The organism is Nonomuraea montanisoli, assembly GCF_013363975.1.
In the GTDB taxonomy this organism is placed as follows: Bacteria; Actinomycetota; Actinomycetes; order Streptosporangiales; family Streptosporangiaceae; genus Nonomuraea; species Nonomuraea montanisoli.
In genome coordinates, this window is record NZ_JABWGN010000016.1 from 71,710 (window position 1) to 86,200 (window position 14,491).

Consider the following 14,491-nt stretch of genomic DNA (forward strand, 5'->3'; position numbering starts at 1 on the left):
GTCTCCCTGGAGGCCCTCAGCCCCGTACGCGGGGTGGCGGCCAAGTCGGCTGTGCCGTAACCAAAAGAAGAAAGCGCTGTGCCGTAACAGAAGAAAATCACGCCACGTCGAGATACGCGCTCGGGGGCGCGGACTCCAGCCAGGCGAGGAAGCCGGTCAGCGCGTCGGCGCTCATCGCCAGCGAGATGTCCCCCGCGGAGCCGCCGCAGTCGATCGCGTACAGGCCGTTGTCCAGCTCGCGCCGGGAGGAAACGACGAGGCCGCGCCTCGCGATCGCGTGGCGCGGCCTCAGTCGCAGACCTATGAGCGGGATCCAGTGGAGCTCCCCGTCGGCGTAGCGGGCTACCCCGCTGCGCCAGCCGTGGTCGGCTACCCGGATCCGACAGGGGACGCTGCCCCGCGAGCGGGCCAGCATGAAGCCGCGCAGGACCACCAGGGCGGCGAGCAGCAGCACGCAGATGAATACCGTCGCCACCACTGCCGCCCCCTGAGCCTTGTTGAGTTCAGACCTCTTCGCCCGCGGCACGCAGCCGGGCCCGGGCACGCTGGGCCTCGACCGCCGCGTCGGCGTCCTCCTGGTTGGCCTCGATCGAGGCCTGCGCCCGATCGAGAGCGTCACGGGCCGCCGCGACGTCGACCTCGGAACCGAGCTCGGCCACCTCGGCGAGCACGGACACCTCGTCGTCGGCCACGGAGATGAACCCACCGTGGACGGCCGCGACGAGCTCGCCCTCGCCCTCCCGCTTGACGCGTAGCACGCCGCCCTCGACGAGGACGCCGAGCACGGGTGCGTGTTGCGGCATAATACCGATCTCGCCGTCCACGGTCTTGGCAATCACCATGTCGGCCTCGCCCGACCAGATCTCACGCTCGGGTGAGACAACCCCTACGCGTAGCTTGGCCACTTGTGCAGGTTCCTTTCCGATCAGGTGGTGGCACGGCTTCGGCCGCACCACCACCGTATCTCCGGGCGGGCTGGGCCCGCCCTATGGCCGGGGCGTCTAGCGCTCGAGTTCCTTCGCCTTGGCGATGGCCTGGTCGATGCCGCCGACCATGAAGAACGCCTGCTCGGGCAGGTGGTCGTACTCGCCGGCGCACAGGCCCTTGAAGGAGGCGATCGTCTCGTCCAGCGGCACGGTCTCGCCCGGCTGGCCGGTGAAGGCCTCGGCCGCGTACATCGGGTGCGACAGGAAGCGCTCGATGCGGCGGGCCCGCTGGACGGTGACCTTGTCCTCCTCGGAGAGCTCGTCGATACCGAGGATGGCGATGATGTCCTGCAGCTCGCGGTACTTCTGCAGGATCCGCTTGGTCTCCTGGGCCACCCGGTAGTGCTCCTCGCCCACGATCTGCGGGTCGAGGATCCGGGAGGAGGAGTCGAGCGGGTCCACCGCCGGGTAGATGCCCTTCTCCGAGATCGGCCGGGACAGAACGGTCTGCGCGTCGAGGTGCGCGAACGCGTTGTGCGGGGCCGGGTCGGTGATGTCGTCGGCGGGCACGTAGATCGCCTGCATGGAGGTGATCGAGTGACCGCGCGTCGAGGTGATGCGCTCCTGGAGGACACCCATCTCGTCGGCCAGCGTCGGCTGGTAACCCACGGCGGACGGCATACGGCCGAGCAGCGTGGAGACCTCGGAACCGGCCTGCGTGAAGCGGAAGATGTTGTCGATGAAGAGCAGCACGTCCTGCTTCTGGACGTCGCGGAAGTACTCGGCCATCGTCAGGGCCGACAGGGCGACCCGCAGACGGGTGCCCGGCGGCTCGTCCATCTGACCGAACACCAGCGCGGTGTCCTTGAGGACGTCGGCCTCCTCCATCTCCAGCCAGAGGTCGTTGCCCTCACGGGTGCGCTCACCCACGCCGGCGAAGCACGAGGTGCCACCGAAGTTGCGGGCGACGCGGCGGATCATCTCCTGGATCAGAACGGTCTTGCCGACACCGGCGCCACCGAACAGACCGATCTTCCCACCCTGCACGTACGGGGTGAGCAGGTCGATGACCTTGATGCCGGTGACGAGCAGCTCGGTGCGGGACTCGAGCTGGTCGAACGACGGCGACGGACGGTGGATGCCCCACCGCTCGTTGATCTTGAGCGAGGAGGTGGGCACGTCGAGCGTCTCGCCCAGCGCGTTCCACACGTGGCCCTTGACGACGTCGCCGACGGGCACCGAGATCGGCGCACCGGAGTCGGTGACCGCCTGGCCGCGGACCAGGCCGTCGGTGGGCTGCATGGAGATGGCCCGGACGAGGTTGTCGCCCAGGTGCTGGGCCACCTCGAGGGTCAGGGTCTTGGTCTCGCCGCCGAGGGTCACCTCGACGTTGAGCGCGTTATAGATGTCGGGCATCGCGTCGACGGGGAACTCCACGTCGACGACGGCGCCGGTGACGCGAGCCACGCGGCCGGTGCCACCCGCGGCACTCTCTACAGTCTCAACAGCCTCTGCAGTCATTTCACTCTTTCCCGGCTGCGGCGTCAGCCAGCGCGTTGGCGCCACCGACGATCTCGCTGATTTCCTGGGTGATCTCGGCCTGGCGAGCCTGGTTCATCTGCTGGGTCAACACCCGCATCAGCTCGTTGGCGTTGTCGGTCGCCGACTTCATGGCGCGCCGCCGCGCGGCCTCCTCCGAGGCCGCGGACTGCAGCAGCGCCGTGAAGATACGGGACTCCACGTAGCGCGGCAGCAGCGACTCCAGCACGTCGCCCGCGGTCGGCTCGAACTCGAAGTACGGCGGGATCGTGGTGGACTCGGTCGCCTCGGTCTCCTCGACCTCCAGCGGCAGGATCCGCTTGACCACGACGTTCTGCGTCAGCATCGAGACGAACTCGGTCGACACGATGTGGATCTCGTCGATGCCGTTCTCGTCCTTGAAGGACTCGATCAGCATCGCGGCGATCTCCTTGGCGTCGGCGTAGGCCGGCTTACGGGAGAAGCCGACCCAGCTGCCGCCCATGTCGCGGTTGCGGAAGCTGTGCCAGGTGACACCCTTGCGCCCGGTGACGAACGGCGTCACGGCCAGGCCGCGGCCCTCCAGCAGGCCGCGCAGGGCCTCGGCCTCGCGCAGCACGTTGGCGTTGAAGCCGCCGCAGAACCCGCTGTCGCTGGTGACGACGAGGACACCCGCCCTGGCGGGGTTGTCCTTCGCCACGGTCAGCGGATGGTCGACGCTCGCGGCGTTGCTGACGACGCCCGTGACGGCGCGAGTGATCTCGCGCTCGTACGGCAGCGCCGCCTGCATCCGCTGCTGCGCCTTCACGATCCGTGAAGAGGCGATGAGCTCCTGGGCGCGCGTGATCTTCGCGGTCGACCTGACCGAGGTGATCCGCCGCCGCAGCAGCCTTAGCTGGGCACCCATGTCCTACTTCTTCTCCGCCGGGCGGACGACCTTCTGGATCTTCTCCTGGCCGACCTCGTCGGCGCCGAGCGGCGCCACCGGCTCGTCCTTGACCAGCAGCTCGCCGGAGGAGGTGGTGAAGCCCTTCTTGAACTCCGTGATGGCGTCCTTGAGGGCGGTCACCGTGTCGTCCGACAGCTCCTTGGTCTCGCGGATGGCGTCGAGAATGCCCTTGTTCCCGCTCTGGAGGTAGTCGAGGAACTCACCCTCGAAGCGGCGGATGTCCTCGACCGGGACGTCGTCCAGCTCACCGGTGGTGCCGGTCCACACCGACACGACCTGCTTCTCGACGGGGAACGGGGAGTACTGCGGCTGCTTGAGCAGCTCGACCAGCCGCTGACCACGCTCGAGCTGGGCCCGGGAGGCGGCGTCGAGGTCGGAGGCGAACGCGGCGAACGCCTCCAGGTCGCGGAACTGCGACAGCGACAGCTTCAGCGTGCCCGCGACCTTGCGCATCGCCTTGACCTGCGCCGAGCCACCGACTCGGGAGACCGAGATACCGACGTTGATGGCCGGGCGGACACCGGCGTTGAACAGGTCGGTCTCCAGGAAGCACTGGCCGTCGGTGATGGAGATGACGTTGGTCGGGATGAACGCCGAGACGTCGTTGCCCTTGGTCTCGATGATCGGCAGACCGGTCATCGAGCCGCCGCCCATGTCGGCGGAGAGCTTCGCGCAGCGCTCCAGCAGACGGGAGTGGAGGTAGAACACGTCGCCCGGGAAGGCCTCGCGGCCCGGCGGGCGGCGCAGCAGCAGGGAGACGGCGCGGTAGGCGTCGGCCTGCTTGGTCAGGTCGTCGAAGACGATCAGGACGTGCTTGCCCTGGTACATCCAGTGCTGGCCGATGGCCGAGCCGGTGTACGGGGCGAGGTACTTGAAGCCGGCCGGGTCGGAGGCCGGGGAGGCGACGATGGTGGTGTACTCCATCGCGCCCGCCTCCTCCAGGCGGGCCTTGACCTGCGCGATCGTCGAGCCCTTCTGACCGATGGCGACGTAGACGCAGCGGACCTGCTTCTCCGGGTCGCCGGTGGCCCAGTTCTCGCGCTGGTTGAGGATGGTGTCCACGGCCACGGCGGTCTTGCCGGTGCCGCGGTCGCCGATGATCAGCTGGCGCTGGCCGCGGCCGATCGGCGTCATGGCGTCGATCGCCTTGATGCCGGTCTGCAGCGGCTGCTTCACCGGCTGCCGCTGGACGACCGTAGGGGCCTGGAGCTCGAGGGCGCGCACGCCTTCGCTCTCGATGGCGCCCTTGCCGTCGAGCGGGTTGCCCAGGGGGTCGACCACGCGGCCGAGGAAGCCGTCGCCGACGGGCACGGACAGGACCTCGCCCGTCCGGCGGACCGTCTGGCCCTCCTCGATCTTGCTGAAGTCGCCCAGGATGACGACACCGATCTCACGGGTGTCGAGGTTGAGGGCCAGACCGCGCGTGCCGTCCTCGAACTCCAGCAGTTCGTTCGCCATCGCCGAGGGAAGGCCGGAGACATGGGCGATGCCGTCGCCACAGTCGACGACGGTCCCGATCTCCTCGCGCGCGGCGCCTTCCGGTTCGTACGCCTGGACGAAGCGCTCAAGCGCGTCCCGGATCTCGTCCGGCCGGATCGTAAGCTCCGCCATCTCTACTCTGTCTCCCTCTTCGCCTAGCCGGCCAACCGGCGGCGGACTTCTTCGATTCGTCCCACAATGGTGGTGTCGATGATCTCGTCGCCGATGCGGACCGAGAAGCCACCGAGCACTCGCGGATCCACCTCGACGTTCACGTGCACGTCACGGCCGTAGGAGGTGCGCAGCCACGTCGCCAGGCGGGCCTTCTGCTGGTCGGTCAGCTCGACGGCGCTGCGCACCACCGCGACGAAGCGCTGGCGCTGCTGCGCCACGAGCTGGCTGAACTCCTCCAGGCCTGCTTCCAGGCTACGTCCTCGCGGGTGTACTGCCACCTGCGTGATGAGACGCACGCTGGCCGTCGCCGCCTTGCCGCTGAGCAGGTCGCTCAGCAGCCGGCGCTTGCCCTCTTCCGGGGCGTCGCGGTCGGCGAGCGCCTGGCGCAGCCGGGGGTTGGCGGCGACGACGCGGCCGAAGCGGAAGAGCTCGTCCTCCACCTCGTCGATCGTGGCCTGGCTCTCGGCCTCCGCGGCGGCGGCGACGACGCCGAGCCGCTCGAGGGCGTCGGCGAGGTCACCCGCGCGCGACCACCGGGCCGAGGCCGCAGCCTCGGCGGTGGCGAGCGCGGCCTCGCCGACCTTGCCCGCGAGCAGGGCCCGCACGGTGCCCGCCTTGGCCTCCGCCGGCCTCGACGGGTCGGACAGGGCGCGGCGCAGGCCGTGCTCGCGGTCGAGCAGATCGGCGATCGCGAACAGCTCGTCGGAGAGCTTGCCGAGGTCGGCGCTGCCGGCGACCGCGTTGAAGCGCTCCTCGACCTCTGCCAGCGAGCTTCTGCTCAGGCCACGCATTAGCGCACCGCCTGCGCGCTTGAGCTCTCGAGCTCGTCGAGGAAACGGTCGACGGTGCGACGCTGCCGGGTCTCGTCCTCGAGGGACTCGCCGACGATGCGGCCGGCCAGGTCGATGGACAGGCGGCCGATCTCGGCGCGGAGCTGGGCGAACGCCTGCTGGCGGTCGGCCTCGATCTGGGCGTGCGCGGCCTCGATGAGGCGGCGGGCCTCGGCCTGCGCCTCCTCGCGGAGCTCCACCTTGATCTGGGCGGCCTGCTCGCGAGCCTCCTCGCGGAGCCGGGCCGCCTCCTGCCGGGCCTCGGCCAGCTGGTCGCGGTACTGCTGCTGCAGCGCCTGCGCCTCGGCCTGGGCCGCTTCAGCCCGCTTGATGCCGCCCTCGATGAGGTCGGTCCGCTCGGCCAGCGTCTTCTGGATCCTGGGGACGAGAATCTTGCCGACGAAGAACAGGACGACCAGGAAGGCGAAGCCGCCGATGACCATCTCAGCCACGGTGGGCAGGATGATGCTGGCGCCCGCTTCCTCTGCCGCTAGCAGTTTCATGAATAGTGCCTTCCCGTCAGAGGGCTATCGTCGATCAGCCTCGGAACGCGAAGGCCAGCGCGACACCGATCAGCGCGAGCGCTTCGGCGAAGACGAAGCCCAGGATCATGTTCTGGCGGATGAGGCCGTAGGCCTCAGGCTGGCGGGCGATGGCCTGCACGCCCTGGCCGAAGATGATGCCGATGCCGACACCGGGGCCGATCGCGGCGAGACCGTAGCCGATCGAACCGAGGTCGCCGGTCACCTGAGCGAGAACGCCACTCATGCTCGTGTTTCCTTTTCTTATCGACCGGTGGCTCTTCCACCGGCGGTTCCGTCTTGGGAGGGTGAAGAACAGGTCTAGTGCTCGGGGTGCAGCGCGCCGCCGATGAACATGGCGGTGAGCAGCGCGAAGACGTAGGCTTGCAGGGCCTGGATGAAGAGCTCGAACCCGGTCAGCAGGATCGTCATGATGACGCCGATCAGGCCCAGCGGTGCTCCGAGCGGCGTGAGCGCAACGAACAGGAAGTGCCAGCCGACGTCGGAGAACAGCGCCACGATCAGGTGTCCGGCCATCATCGTGGCGAAGAGTCGCACCGCGTGCGTGATGTGGCGCAGGAAGAAGTGCGACAGGAACTCGATCGGCGCGACCAGCACGTAGACCCACTTGGGCAGGCCGGGCGGGAACATGACGTTCTTGAACAGGCCGATCGGCCCCTGGCGCTTGACGCCGAGGTACTGGGTGAGCACCCACACCATGATCGCCAGGATCGCCGGATATCCGATGATGGACATCACGGGGAACTGGATGAAGATGATGGATCCGAACAGGTTCATGATCCATACGAAGAAGAACAGGGTGAACAGCAACGGCATCCACCGGTCGCTGTCCTTGGTGCCGAGGAACGGTCTGGCGACCTGTTCCCTGACGAATGTGTAAGCGAGTTCACCCACGTTCTGCATGCCGCGCGGCACGACACGGGGCCGGCTGAATGCCGCGTAGGCGAACACGATGACCAGGAGCGAGCCCAGCATCATCAACGCGGTGGGCTTGTTGAACCAGGCGGGGCCGGAGGCCAGGATGGGCGGCCATTCGAACAGACCGAGGCCCGGGGCCTTGAACTCCTCTGATGCGAGAAGCGGCAGCGCGGCGCTCACTCGGCGTTCCCTTCGTCACGGTGGATCGGGGCCTCTTCCGCACGCGCGCCCCCGGGGTGAGGCAGGCAGGAAAGAGTGACTTGACAGGTGGGGTGGAGGCGACGAGCGCGCGGTCCTCGACCTGCGCAGCCCTGCCCTCCGACGTTCGTATAGTCCACGCGACAATAGCAGTCGCGGCTGTGACTAGTCATATCAGGTGACCAGCGGGCCACTCGACGACTTCGAGGCCCAGCTGGCGAGCGATGCGGTCAGGCGGCGGTTTCATACCCGCTCGTCCTTCGCGCGCTCCCCGACCGAGCGCGACGGTTCGGGGTCCACGTAGAGGATACGCAGCTTCATGAACGCTCTGGCCTCGCCGATCGTCCAGGCGATCGTCCCGAGGATGACGGTGAGGCTGAAGGCACGGGGGCTCCAGGCGGTGACACCCCTGACGCTCTCCAGCACGATGATCAGAATGGCGATCTTGGCGAGGAACGTGCCCATCGCGGCGGCCATCATCACGGTCGGCGAGACCCGCGAGGCATAGGCGACACCGACCAGGCCCACGGCGAAGAAGACCATGACGAGAACGAGGCCGATGAGGGAGCCGAGCATCCCGGGCACGCCGGAGACGATCAGGGAAATCACGATGGCGACCAGCCCGAGCGCCGCCGTGGGGAGCACGGCGGCCCTGAACAGCCGAAGGTCGGTGGCCTGCATCGGAGCTCCATAACCGAGTTGTCAAGAGGACGTACTGATTCCGGGAGGGTCCGGCCTGCCGTTCCTCCCACTCGTGAAAGATATCACAAGCTCTCACAGCAACGCTTTTACCTCCCGTTTCGAGTTGACGATCATGGTCGCCGCCGCCGGCGCGGGGGCGGCGGGCGCAGCCGGCGCGGATCATGTTCCCCACGGGAAACCTATTTCCTTTCGCGAGCCAGCTCCTAAAGAGAATTATTTACCCTTCTTGTCGAGGCGAAACACCAATGCAATAGTTCAGATCGTTGCATCACGGCATTTCGTAGAGAAAGGAAGGGAACGTCATGCAGAATCAGCACCTCACGGACTTCAGTGCCGACTTCGAGCTGTTCGCCCGCGAGCTCTCGGGCGACGAACTCGACGCCGGCCGTTCGTACGGCAGCACCCTGAGCACCGGGTTCTGTTTCTCCACCGGCACGTGCAGCAGCGCGAGCTCCGTCTCCACGGCCGGCTCGAGCGCCAGCGGCTGATTTCCGCACCGCTGACCACGTCGGATTCATGAGCGAGGGAGGTCCCGGGATCCATGGCGCGCCACGACGGTTCGCTCCGACGGGCCGACGACGTCTCCGTGGCCTGGGACCTCCCGGTCTCCCTGGCGTCGGGAATAGAAGTCTGCGCAGAAGACGAAAACGGCGTCCTGCTGTTCGATACTGATTCGGGGAAATATTTCCAACTCGGCCGGAGTTCGCGGCTGTTGATTCCGCGACTGCGCGAGAGCGTGTCGCCGCACGAGCTCTCACAGGAGATCTCCGACCGCTTCCAGGTGCCATTGACGAGGGCCGAGGAAACGGTGTCGCGGTTCTTGTCGGAGCTTCGCGGCCTCGGAGTGCTCGATGTCGAACCGGCGCCGGAGAGGCGCCGCGGCCGCCTCACCCGCGCGCTCGCGGACATCCCCATGCCGCGGCTGGTCCTGCTGAGGAACACCTCCGCGCCGGGTGCGCCACGGTCACGGGCGCCGCTGCGCCCTCTGACGAGGAACGCGCTCCTCGCCGTCCTCGCACTGGTCACCGCCCTGTCGGTCACCATGGCCGCGCTGGCGGTCACGCACCGGACCGGCACGGGCTCGCTGGGCCTGGCCACGGCCCTGCTCCCGATCGTCCTCGTCCTGCACCTGGCGGTCCACGAGCTCGGCCACTACCTCGCCTGCCGCTACTACGGGGTGGTCGTGCGCGAGGTGGGCATCGCCTTCTTCTTCTGGGTCCTGCCCCGGCCCTACGTCGACCGCTCCCACGCGTACCGGCTGCCCGGACGGGCGGCGCTCCTGGTGATCACCCTGGCCGGCCCCGTCGTGGACGTGGTCAACGGCGGCATCGCGGGGGTGATCGCCCTCACCGCGAGTGATCCCGGCGTCCGCGTCCTCGCCGCGGCGGTGGCCAACGCGCTGCTCCTGGCCCTGCTGCACAATCTCAACCCCTTCATGCCCAGTGACGGGCTCCACGCGCTCGAAGCGGCCACCGGCCACCACGCGTTCCGCCGCAGGGCGATCACCTATCTGCTCACCAGGGACCGCAGGACCGTGACCGGGGCGTGGCTGCGCCGGCTCTACGTGGGCTACGGCGTCCTGGCCCTCGGCTATCTGGGGGTGCTCGTCCTGCTGGTGGGCCGTCTCTTCACCGCTGTCGGAGGTTAGGGATGCAGGTCAGCGAACAGGCCACGATCGCGCCCTTCGTCCTGGTACGCCTGTCGGGCACCGCGGTGAGCACCCTGCTGCAGTTCCGCGCCGACGGCGCGTTGTCCGCCCTCGAGGAGGCCGACGCACTCACGCGCCGGCGAGACGCGCTCGCCGGGCGGCTCAGCGAGGAGTTGCACGCCCTGATCCCGGCGCTGCCCGACGAGGACAGGCGGGTGGCGATCAGGTTGCGCCGGGACATCCACAACGGCCGCCCGCCACGCCCGGCGAGCGCCGTACTGGACCGCGTCGTCGCGCGGATCGGGCCCGGCTTCGCCACGTGGCTGGAGCTGCGGGAGCGGTCGGCGGCCGCGGCGGCGCACTACGAGCGGACGCTCGAGTCCGAGCTGGCGGCGTCCTACGCGGCGCTCGCCAAGCACTCCGGCGACGGTGCCCTGGCCAGAGCCCTGTCCGTGGCGGCGCCGGAGATCCTGGCCGCGTCGGCGCGCGCCGACGCGGTCCACGGTGGATCGAAGCAGGGCCGCAGGCTCGCACGGACGTTGTTCAACTATCTGATCAGGGCAGCCGTCAAGACGAGCCCCCTGGGCTGGCTGAGTCCCGTGGCGGTGTGCACCATCGGCGAGGGCGCGCCGGCGGGCAGCGGCGAGTCCGGCTCCTACCGGGCGGTCGCCTCCCTTCCGCACCCGCTGTACTTCCGGCTGCTCCAGCGGCTCTGGGCCCGCGAGGACGTCGGGTGCGGCGTCCGCTTCCATCCTCCCGCCCGGATCGGCGACGGCCGCGTTGTCCGCTCCAGCTACTTCCACACCCGGACCAACGGCTTCTTCTGGCGCGAGGACGTCCTGACCGACGCGGCCGAACACGCCCGCGAGGTGACGGTGCCGGGCGACGGCGCCCTCGGGTCGGCCGTGCTGGCCTCGCTGCGCGAGGGCGACCCCGCCGCGCCGTGGACCCGCGTTGCCCGGCTGACCGACGCGGGCCTGATCCGCGGGGAGTCGGCGTGGCCCGCCGGCGCCTACGACGCACACCATGCCGTCGCCGGCCTGGCGCCCCACGGGACACCGTTCGCCGAGAGCCTGTCGGCCATCGGCGAGGACCTGCGGCTGCTGGCGGACTCCGAGCCGCGCGAGCGCGCGGCGATCACCCGCCGGCTAGTCCGGCGGGCTCACGACCTCGACGAGGCCACCGCGACGGCCACCTCGCCCCGGATTCCCGAGCTGTCCGTGCGCGAGGACGTGGTCCGTGCCCAGCCCCTGCCCCCGCTGCCCGAGTGGGTCGGCGAGGCGCTGTCCGCGTACGGCCGCCGCCTGGCCTCCGTCCTGGTGGTGCTGCCGCAGTACGCGGCGTCCCTGCGGTTCTGGCAGCGGCACGTGGCGCCCGAGCACGACTGGCTGCCGCTGCCCGCCTTCCTCGCGCGCTACATGGCCACACCGGGCCCGCACCTGCTCGACAACCTCGACGCCAGGCTGCGCGCCGAGCCGCCGGTGGACGTCCGCCCGGGGCCCTCCACGCTCCTGCCCGCCTTCGCCGTCCTGTTCCAGGCGACCACGCTGGAGGACGGCGAGCGCGTGATCGTGGTGAACCAGATCATGGACGGCGTCGGCAGCGTCGCGGCCCGCTTCAGGGCGCTGTTCGAGCCGGAACTGCTCACCGGGCCGCTCGACGCGTGGCTCGCCCATCTGACGCCGTCCGGGTCGCGCCCGCTCGAACTGACGGTGGCCACGGACTGGAACCCGATCCAGGCCCGCTCAGCGGGCCGTGCCCGCCCGCTCGACCTCGGCGGCGGCATGGCGCCCAGGAGCGGCTTCGTCTCGCTGGAGCAGTTGCGCATCCGCCTGGACCAGGCCACGGGAACGCTCGTCGTCGAGGACGCGACAGGCCCGGTCGTCCCCTTCTACTCGGGCCTGGTCCCGCGCCGCATGCTGAAGGGGGTGGCCAACATCCTGTCCACCATCGCCAGCCCGTGGTTCTGCGCCGCCCCCGAGGCGGGCGGGACGAGCGCCGCGATGCTGCGCCTGGACGGGGTCGACGGGGTGGTGCACCGGCCGCGGGAACGCCTCGGGCCGGTGGTGGTCCGCAGGGCCCACTGGGCCGTGCGCGCGGCGGAGCTCCTGGCGGCGATCAGGAGGCCGACCATGGCGGGGACCTTCGCCGCCTACCGGAGCTGGGCGGCCGAGCACGGCCTGCCCGACCAGGTCTTCGTCCGCAGGGGCGGCGTCGTGCCCGACCTGTACGCCAAGGGCCGCAAGCCCCTGTGGCTGTCCGCCTCCGTCCCGCTCTCCCTGTCCGCGCTCCTGGATTCCCTGACCGAGGAGGACATCCTGGTGATGGAGGAGGCCCTGCCGGTCGCCGGCCGCGACTCCGTCATGATCGACGGTCTGCCGCGGATGACGGAGTACGTCGCCCACCTGAGCTGGGGTGCGGACGGATGACGACCTCCTGGCTGTACTGCGCGATCTACCCGGGCGCGTTCGAGCGGCTGGACCAGGTGGTCCGCGAGCTCGTCCCGCCCGTCCGCGACCTGGTCGGCGACCACGGGGGACGCTGGTTCTTCCTGCGGTTCATGGACAGCGGCGGGCCGCACGTCAGGCTCCGGGTCCATGGCGCGTACCCGCTGCTGGACCGGGTCTACGAACGACTGACGAGCCGCTTCCCCGCGTTCCTCGACACGGCGCGCGCCACGCCCGGCCAGACCTACGCCCGGCTGCCGGGATCGCCGGTGCTCGACTACTGGGAGGGCATCGACGTACGGCTCTACGAACCGGAGCTCCGGCGCTACGGCGGCACCGCGGGCGTGCGCGTGGCCGAGGAGCATTTCATGCTGTCGAGCTCGATCGTCGTCCGCGCCCTCGAGACGGACCTCTCGCCCGAGCAGCGCTCGGCGCTGGCCACGCTGGCGATGGCGAGCGCCGTGCGGCACGCCGTTCCCGGCATGGACCGGGCCTTCTGGTCGAAGTACTTCTGGTACTGGACCGGGAGGGACGAGGACGGTTCGGAGGCGAGGCGCGCCGCCGCGGTCGCGACCGCGGAGCGGCTCGCGACCGCGGCGACGTCCTGCGCCCTGCCCGAGCGCCGGCGACGAGCCGCCGAGGAGTTCGGCGAAGCAGTCGGCGCGACCGCCCGCCGAGCGGCCGGGCGCGGGATTCCGCTCACGCCCTGGCAGTGGGTCTTCCACCTGGTGCACCTGCACAACAACCGGCTGGGGGTGCCGCCGGAGGAGGAAGCCGTTCTCGCCGCCGTGCTCGGCGGCGCCCATGAGGAGGAGATACATGATCGGTCAGCGACCGCGCGATGAGGCGGCCGCCTTCCAGGCGCTGAGCCCGCTCATCGACGGACGGGCCGGGCTCGTCAACATCGTCACGCGGATCCCGCGGATGACGGGACGCCATCGCTTCCCCATCTACACCGCGTCCATGGGGAATCCCGCCTCGCTGCTGCCCGGCCGCGTCGACGCGCCTCTCCCCCTCGCCTGGGCGGGCATGGACGGCGCCGGTACGGGGCTGGCCGACGACCTGGCGAGGCTGACGGCCACGGTGGAGGCGGTCGAACGCTACTCGAGCTGCGTGTGGGACAACGAGCAGCTCATCTGGGACACCGGCCGCAACCTGGGCCGGGAGGCGCTGGACCTGGAGACCGTCCCCACGTGCTCGGCCGAGGAACTCGCGCACCCCGCCTGTCCTCTCGTCGCGCCGGACCCCGGGGCGCCGATGCGCTGGGTGCGCGGCGTGAACCTGATGAACGGCCGGCCGTCCTGGGTCCCCGCCGTGATGGTCTACCTCCACATCCCCTTCGTCAGCCGGGCCGAGCGCTTCTGGCTGCCCATCTCCACGGGGACCGCGGCGCACTTCGACTACGACGAGGCGCTGCTGTCGGCCGCGCTCGAATGCGTCGAACGCGACAGTCTCACCCTCACCTGGCTCCAGCGGCTGCCCTTGCCGCGGATCGAGCTGGACGTCACCACCCCGGAGCTGGATCGCGCCAGGGCCATGGCCGAGCGCGCCGGCCTGCGCACGTGGCACTTCGACGCCACCACCGATCTCGGCATCCCCACCGTCTACAGCGTGGACGTCGATCCGCAGTCGACCAGGGTCCACACGTACGTGATGTGCGCGACCGACCTCGACCCCAGGCGGGCCGTCGCGAAGGTCATGCGGGAGTCGTCGTCGGGCCGGCTGTCCATGCAGTACCAGAAGCCGCACGACAAGCCGCTGGACGAGTTCGGCGCCGTCTTCGACGGCGCGGTGCACATGGCGCTCGCCGAGCGCCGCCACGCCTTCGACTTCCTGCTCGGCTCGCCCGGACGGCGCACGCTGTCGAGCATGGCGCCCGACGTGCCCGACTCCGCGCGCGAACGGCTGGCGTGGGTGCTGGGCCGGCTCGCGGAGCGCGGCTGCACGGCCTACGCGGTGGACGTCAGCTCCGACGAGGCCAGGTCCGTGGGCCTGCGGGTGGTGCGGGTCCTCGTCCCCGAGCTCATGCCGCTCAGCTTCCTCCACCGGGCCAGGTACCTGGGCACCCCGCGTCTCTACGCGGCGCCGGAACGCATGGGACACGGCCGGCGCACCGAGTCCGACATCAATCCCTGGCCGCAGCCATTCGCCTAAGGAGAG

General features: G+C 69.9%; 15 protein-coding genes. 5 read left to right on the forward strand and 10 right to left on the reverse strand.

All coding sequences use genetic code 11. From position 1 onward, the window contains the following. Positions 1-97: 97 nt before the first annotated feature. From HTZ77_RS35075 to HTZ77_RS35120, 10 genes are all read right to left on the reverse strand, one after another. The gene (locus HTZ77_RS35075) at positions 98-475 is read right to left on the reverse strand and encodes a DUF2550 domain-containing protein (RefSeq protein ID WP_328808949.1); all 378 of its coding nucleotides are present in this window, start codon (positions 473-475) and stop codon (positions 98-100) included. A 28-nt stretch (positions 476-503) separates the two neighbouring features. Further along, positions 504-905, reverse strand: coding sequence for a F0F1 ATP synthase subunit epsilon (locus HTZ77_RS35080; protein WP_175594185.1), 402 nt, complete (start codon positions 903-905; stop codon positions 504-506). Between the two features lie 96 nt (positions 906-1,001). After that, positions 1,002-2,447 (reverse strand): F0F1 ATP synthase subunit beta, encoded by a 1,446-nt coding sequence (atpD, locus tag HTZ77_RS35085; protein WP_175594048.1) that lies wholly within the window; start codon positions 2,445-2,447, stop codon positions 1,002-1,004. Position 2,448: 1 nt separating this feature from the next. Further along, positions 2,449-3,351 carry a F0F1 ATP synthase subunit gamma gene (locus HTZ77_RS35090; protein ID WP_175594049.1) on the reverse strand — a complete coding sequence of 301 codons (903 nt, stop codon included), beginning with the start codon at positions 3,349-3,351 and terminating at the stop codon, positions 2,449-2,451. Positions 3,352-3,354: 3 nt separating this feature from the next. After that, positions 3,355-5,004, reverse strand: coding sequence for a F0F1 ATP synthase subunit alpha (atpA, locus tag HTZ77_RS35095; RefSeq protein ID WP_175594050.1), 1,650 nt, complete (start codon positions 5,002-5,004; stop codon positions 3,355-3,357). 23 nt (positions 5,005-5,027) lie between these two features. Further along, entirely contained in the window at positions 5,028-5,837 is an 810-nt protein-coding gene (locus tag HTZ77_RS35100) for a F0F1 ATP synthase subunit delta (protein WP_175594051.1), read from the reverse strand. Beyond that, positions 5,837-6,379: a F0F1 ATP synthase subunit B gene (locus HTZ77_RS35105; protein ID WP_175594052.1), complete on the reverse strand. Its 543-nt coding sequence runs from the start codon at positions 6,377-6,379 to the stop codon at positions 5,837-5,839. Before HTZ77_RS35105 ends, HTZ77_RS35100 begins: the two co-directional genes overlap by 1 nt. Positions 6,380-6,413: 34 nt before the next feature. Beyond that, positions 6,414-6,644 (reverse strand): ATP synthase F0 subunit C, encoded by a 231-nt coding sequence (gene atpE, locus HTZ77_RS35110; protein ID WP_175594053.1) that lies wholly within the window; start codon positions 6,642-6,644, stop codon positions 6,414-6,416. Positions 6,645-6,718: 74 nt separating this feature from the next. Then, positions 6,719-7,516, reverse strand: coding sequence for a F0F1 ATP synthase subunit A (gene atpB / locus HTZ77_RS35115; protein ID WP_175594054.1), 798 nt, complete (start codon positions 7,514-7,516; stop codon positions 6,719-6,721). 261 nt (positions 7,517-7,777) lie between these two features. Further along, complete coding sequence (locus tag HTZ77_RS35120) at positions 7,778-8,215, reverse strand: hypothetical protein (RefSeq protein WP_175594055.1); 438 nt, start codon at positions 8,213-8,215, stop codon at positions 7,778-7,780. A gap of 323 nt (positions 8,216-8,538) precedes the next feature. Here HTZ77_RS35120 and HTZ77_RS35125 point away from each other — a divergent pair, with 323 nt between their 5' ends. From HTZ77_RS35125 to HTZ77_RS35145, 5 genes are read left to right on the forward strand one after another with little or no spacing between them, the layout of a single operon-like run. Then, positions 8,539-8,724, forward strand: a complete 186-nt coding sequence (locus HTZ77_RS35125; RefSeq protein ID WP_175594056.1) for a hypothetical protein — start codon at positions 8,539-8,541, stop codon at positions 8,722-8,724. Positions 8,725-8,777: 53 nt separating this feature from the next. Beyond that, on the forward strand, positions 8,778-9,884 hold the full coding sequence (locus tag HTZ77_RS35130; protein ID WP_175594057.1) for a PqqD family peptide modification chaperone: 1,107 nt from the start codon (positions 8,778-8,780) through the stop codon (positions 9,882-9,884). 2 nt (positions 9,885-9,886) lie between these two features. Continuing rightward, the gene (locus HTZ77_RS35135) at positions 9,887-12,313 is read left to right on the forward strand and encodes a lantibiotic dehydratase (RefSeq protein WP_175594058.1); all 2,427 of its coding nucleotides are present in this window, start codon (positions 9,887-9,889) and stop codon (positions 12,311-12,313) included. Then, a complete protein-coding gene (locus tag HTZ77_RS35140) occupies positions 12,310-13,176 on the forward strand; it encodes a thiopeptide-type bacteriocin biosynthesis protein (protein ID WP_175594059.1) in 867 nt (288 codons plus the stop codon). The genes HTZ77_RS35135 and HTZ77_RS35140 overlap by 4 nt, the downstream gene beginning before the upstream one ends. Beyond that, positions 13,151-14,485 (forward strand): YcaO-like family protein, encoded by a 1,335-nt coding sequence (locus HTZ77_RS35145; RefSeq protein ID WP_175594060.1) that lies wholly within the window; start codon positions 13,151-13,153, stop codon positions 14,483-14,485. The genes HTZ77_RS35140 and HTZ77_RS35145 overlap by 26 nt, the downstream gene beginning before the upstream one ends. The last annotated feature ends 6 nt before the right edge of the window (positions 14,486-14,491 follow it).

Excerpts from the sequence above, each read along its gene's own strand:
- atpA (WP_175594050.1), bottom strand. The coding sequence starts at position 5,004 with ATGGCGGAGCTTACGATCCGGCCGGACGAGATCCGGGACGCGCTTGAG.
- HTZ77_RS35105 (WP_175594052.1), bottom strand. The coding sequence starts at position 6,379 with ATGAAACTGCTAGCGGCAGAGGAAGCGGGCGCCAGCATCATCCTGCCC.
- HTZ77_RS35140 (WP_175594059.1), top strand. The coding sequence starts at position 12,310 with ATGACGACCTCCTGGCTGTACTGCGCGATCTACCCGGGCGCGTTCGAG.
- HTZ77_RS35090 (WP_175594049.1), bottom strand. The coding sequence starts at position 3,351 with ATGGGTGCCCAGCTAAGGCTGCTGCGGCGGCGGATCACCTCGGTCAGG.
- HTZ77_RS35125 (WP_175594056.1), top strand. The coding sequence starts at position 8,539 with ATGCAGAATCAGCACCTCACGGACTTCAGTGCCGACTTCGAGCTGTTC.
- HTZ77_RS35135 (WP_175594058.1), top strand. The coding sequence starts at position 9,887 with ATGCAGGTCAGCGAACAGGCCACGATCGCGCCCTTCGTCCTGGTACGC.
- atpE (WP_175594053.1), bottom strand. The coding sequence starts at position 6,644 with ATGAGTGGCGTTCTCGCTCAGGTGACCGGCGACCTCGGTTCGATCGGC.
- HTZ77_RS35100 (WP_175594051.1), bottom strand. The coding sequence starts at position 5,837 with ATGCGTGGCCTGAGCAGAAGCTCGCTGGCAGAGGTCGAGGAGCGCTTC.
- atpD (WP_175594048.1), bottom strand. The coding sequence starts at position 2,447 with ATGACTGCAGAGGCTGTTGAGACTGTAGAGAGTGCCGCGGGTGGCACC.
- HTZ77_RS35145 (WP_175594060.1), top strand. The coding sequence starts at position 13,151 with ATGATCGGTCAGCGACCGCGCGATGAGGCGGCCGCCTTCCAGGCGCTG.
- HTZ77_RS35130 (WP_175594057.1), top strand. The coding sequence starts at position 8,778 with ATGGCGCGCCACGACGGTTCGCTCCGACGGGCCGACGACGTCTCCGTG.
- HTZ77_RS35120 (WP_175594055.1), bottom strand. The coding sequence starts at position 8,215 with ATGCAGGCCACCGACCTTCGGCTGTTCAGGGCCGCCGTGCTCCCCACG.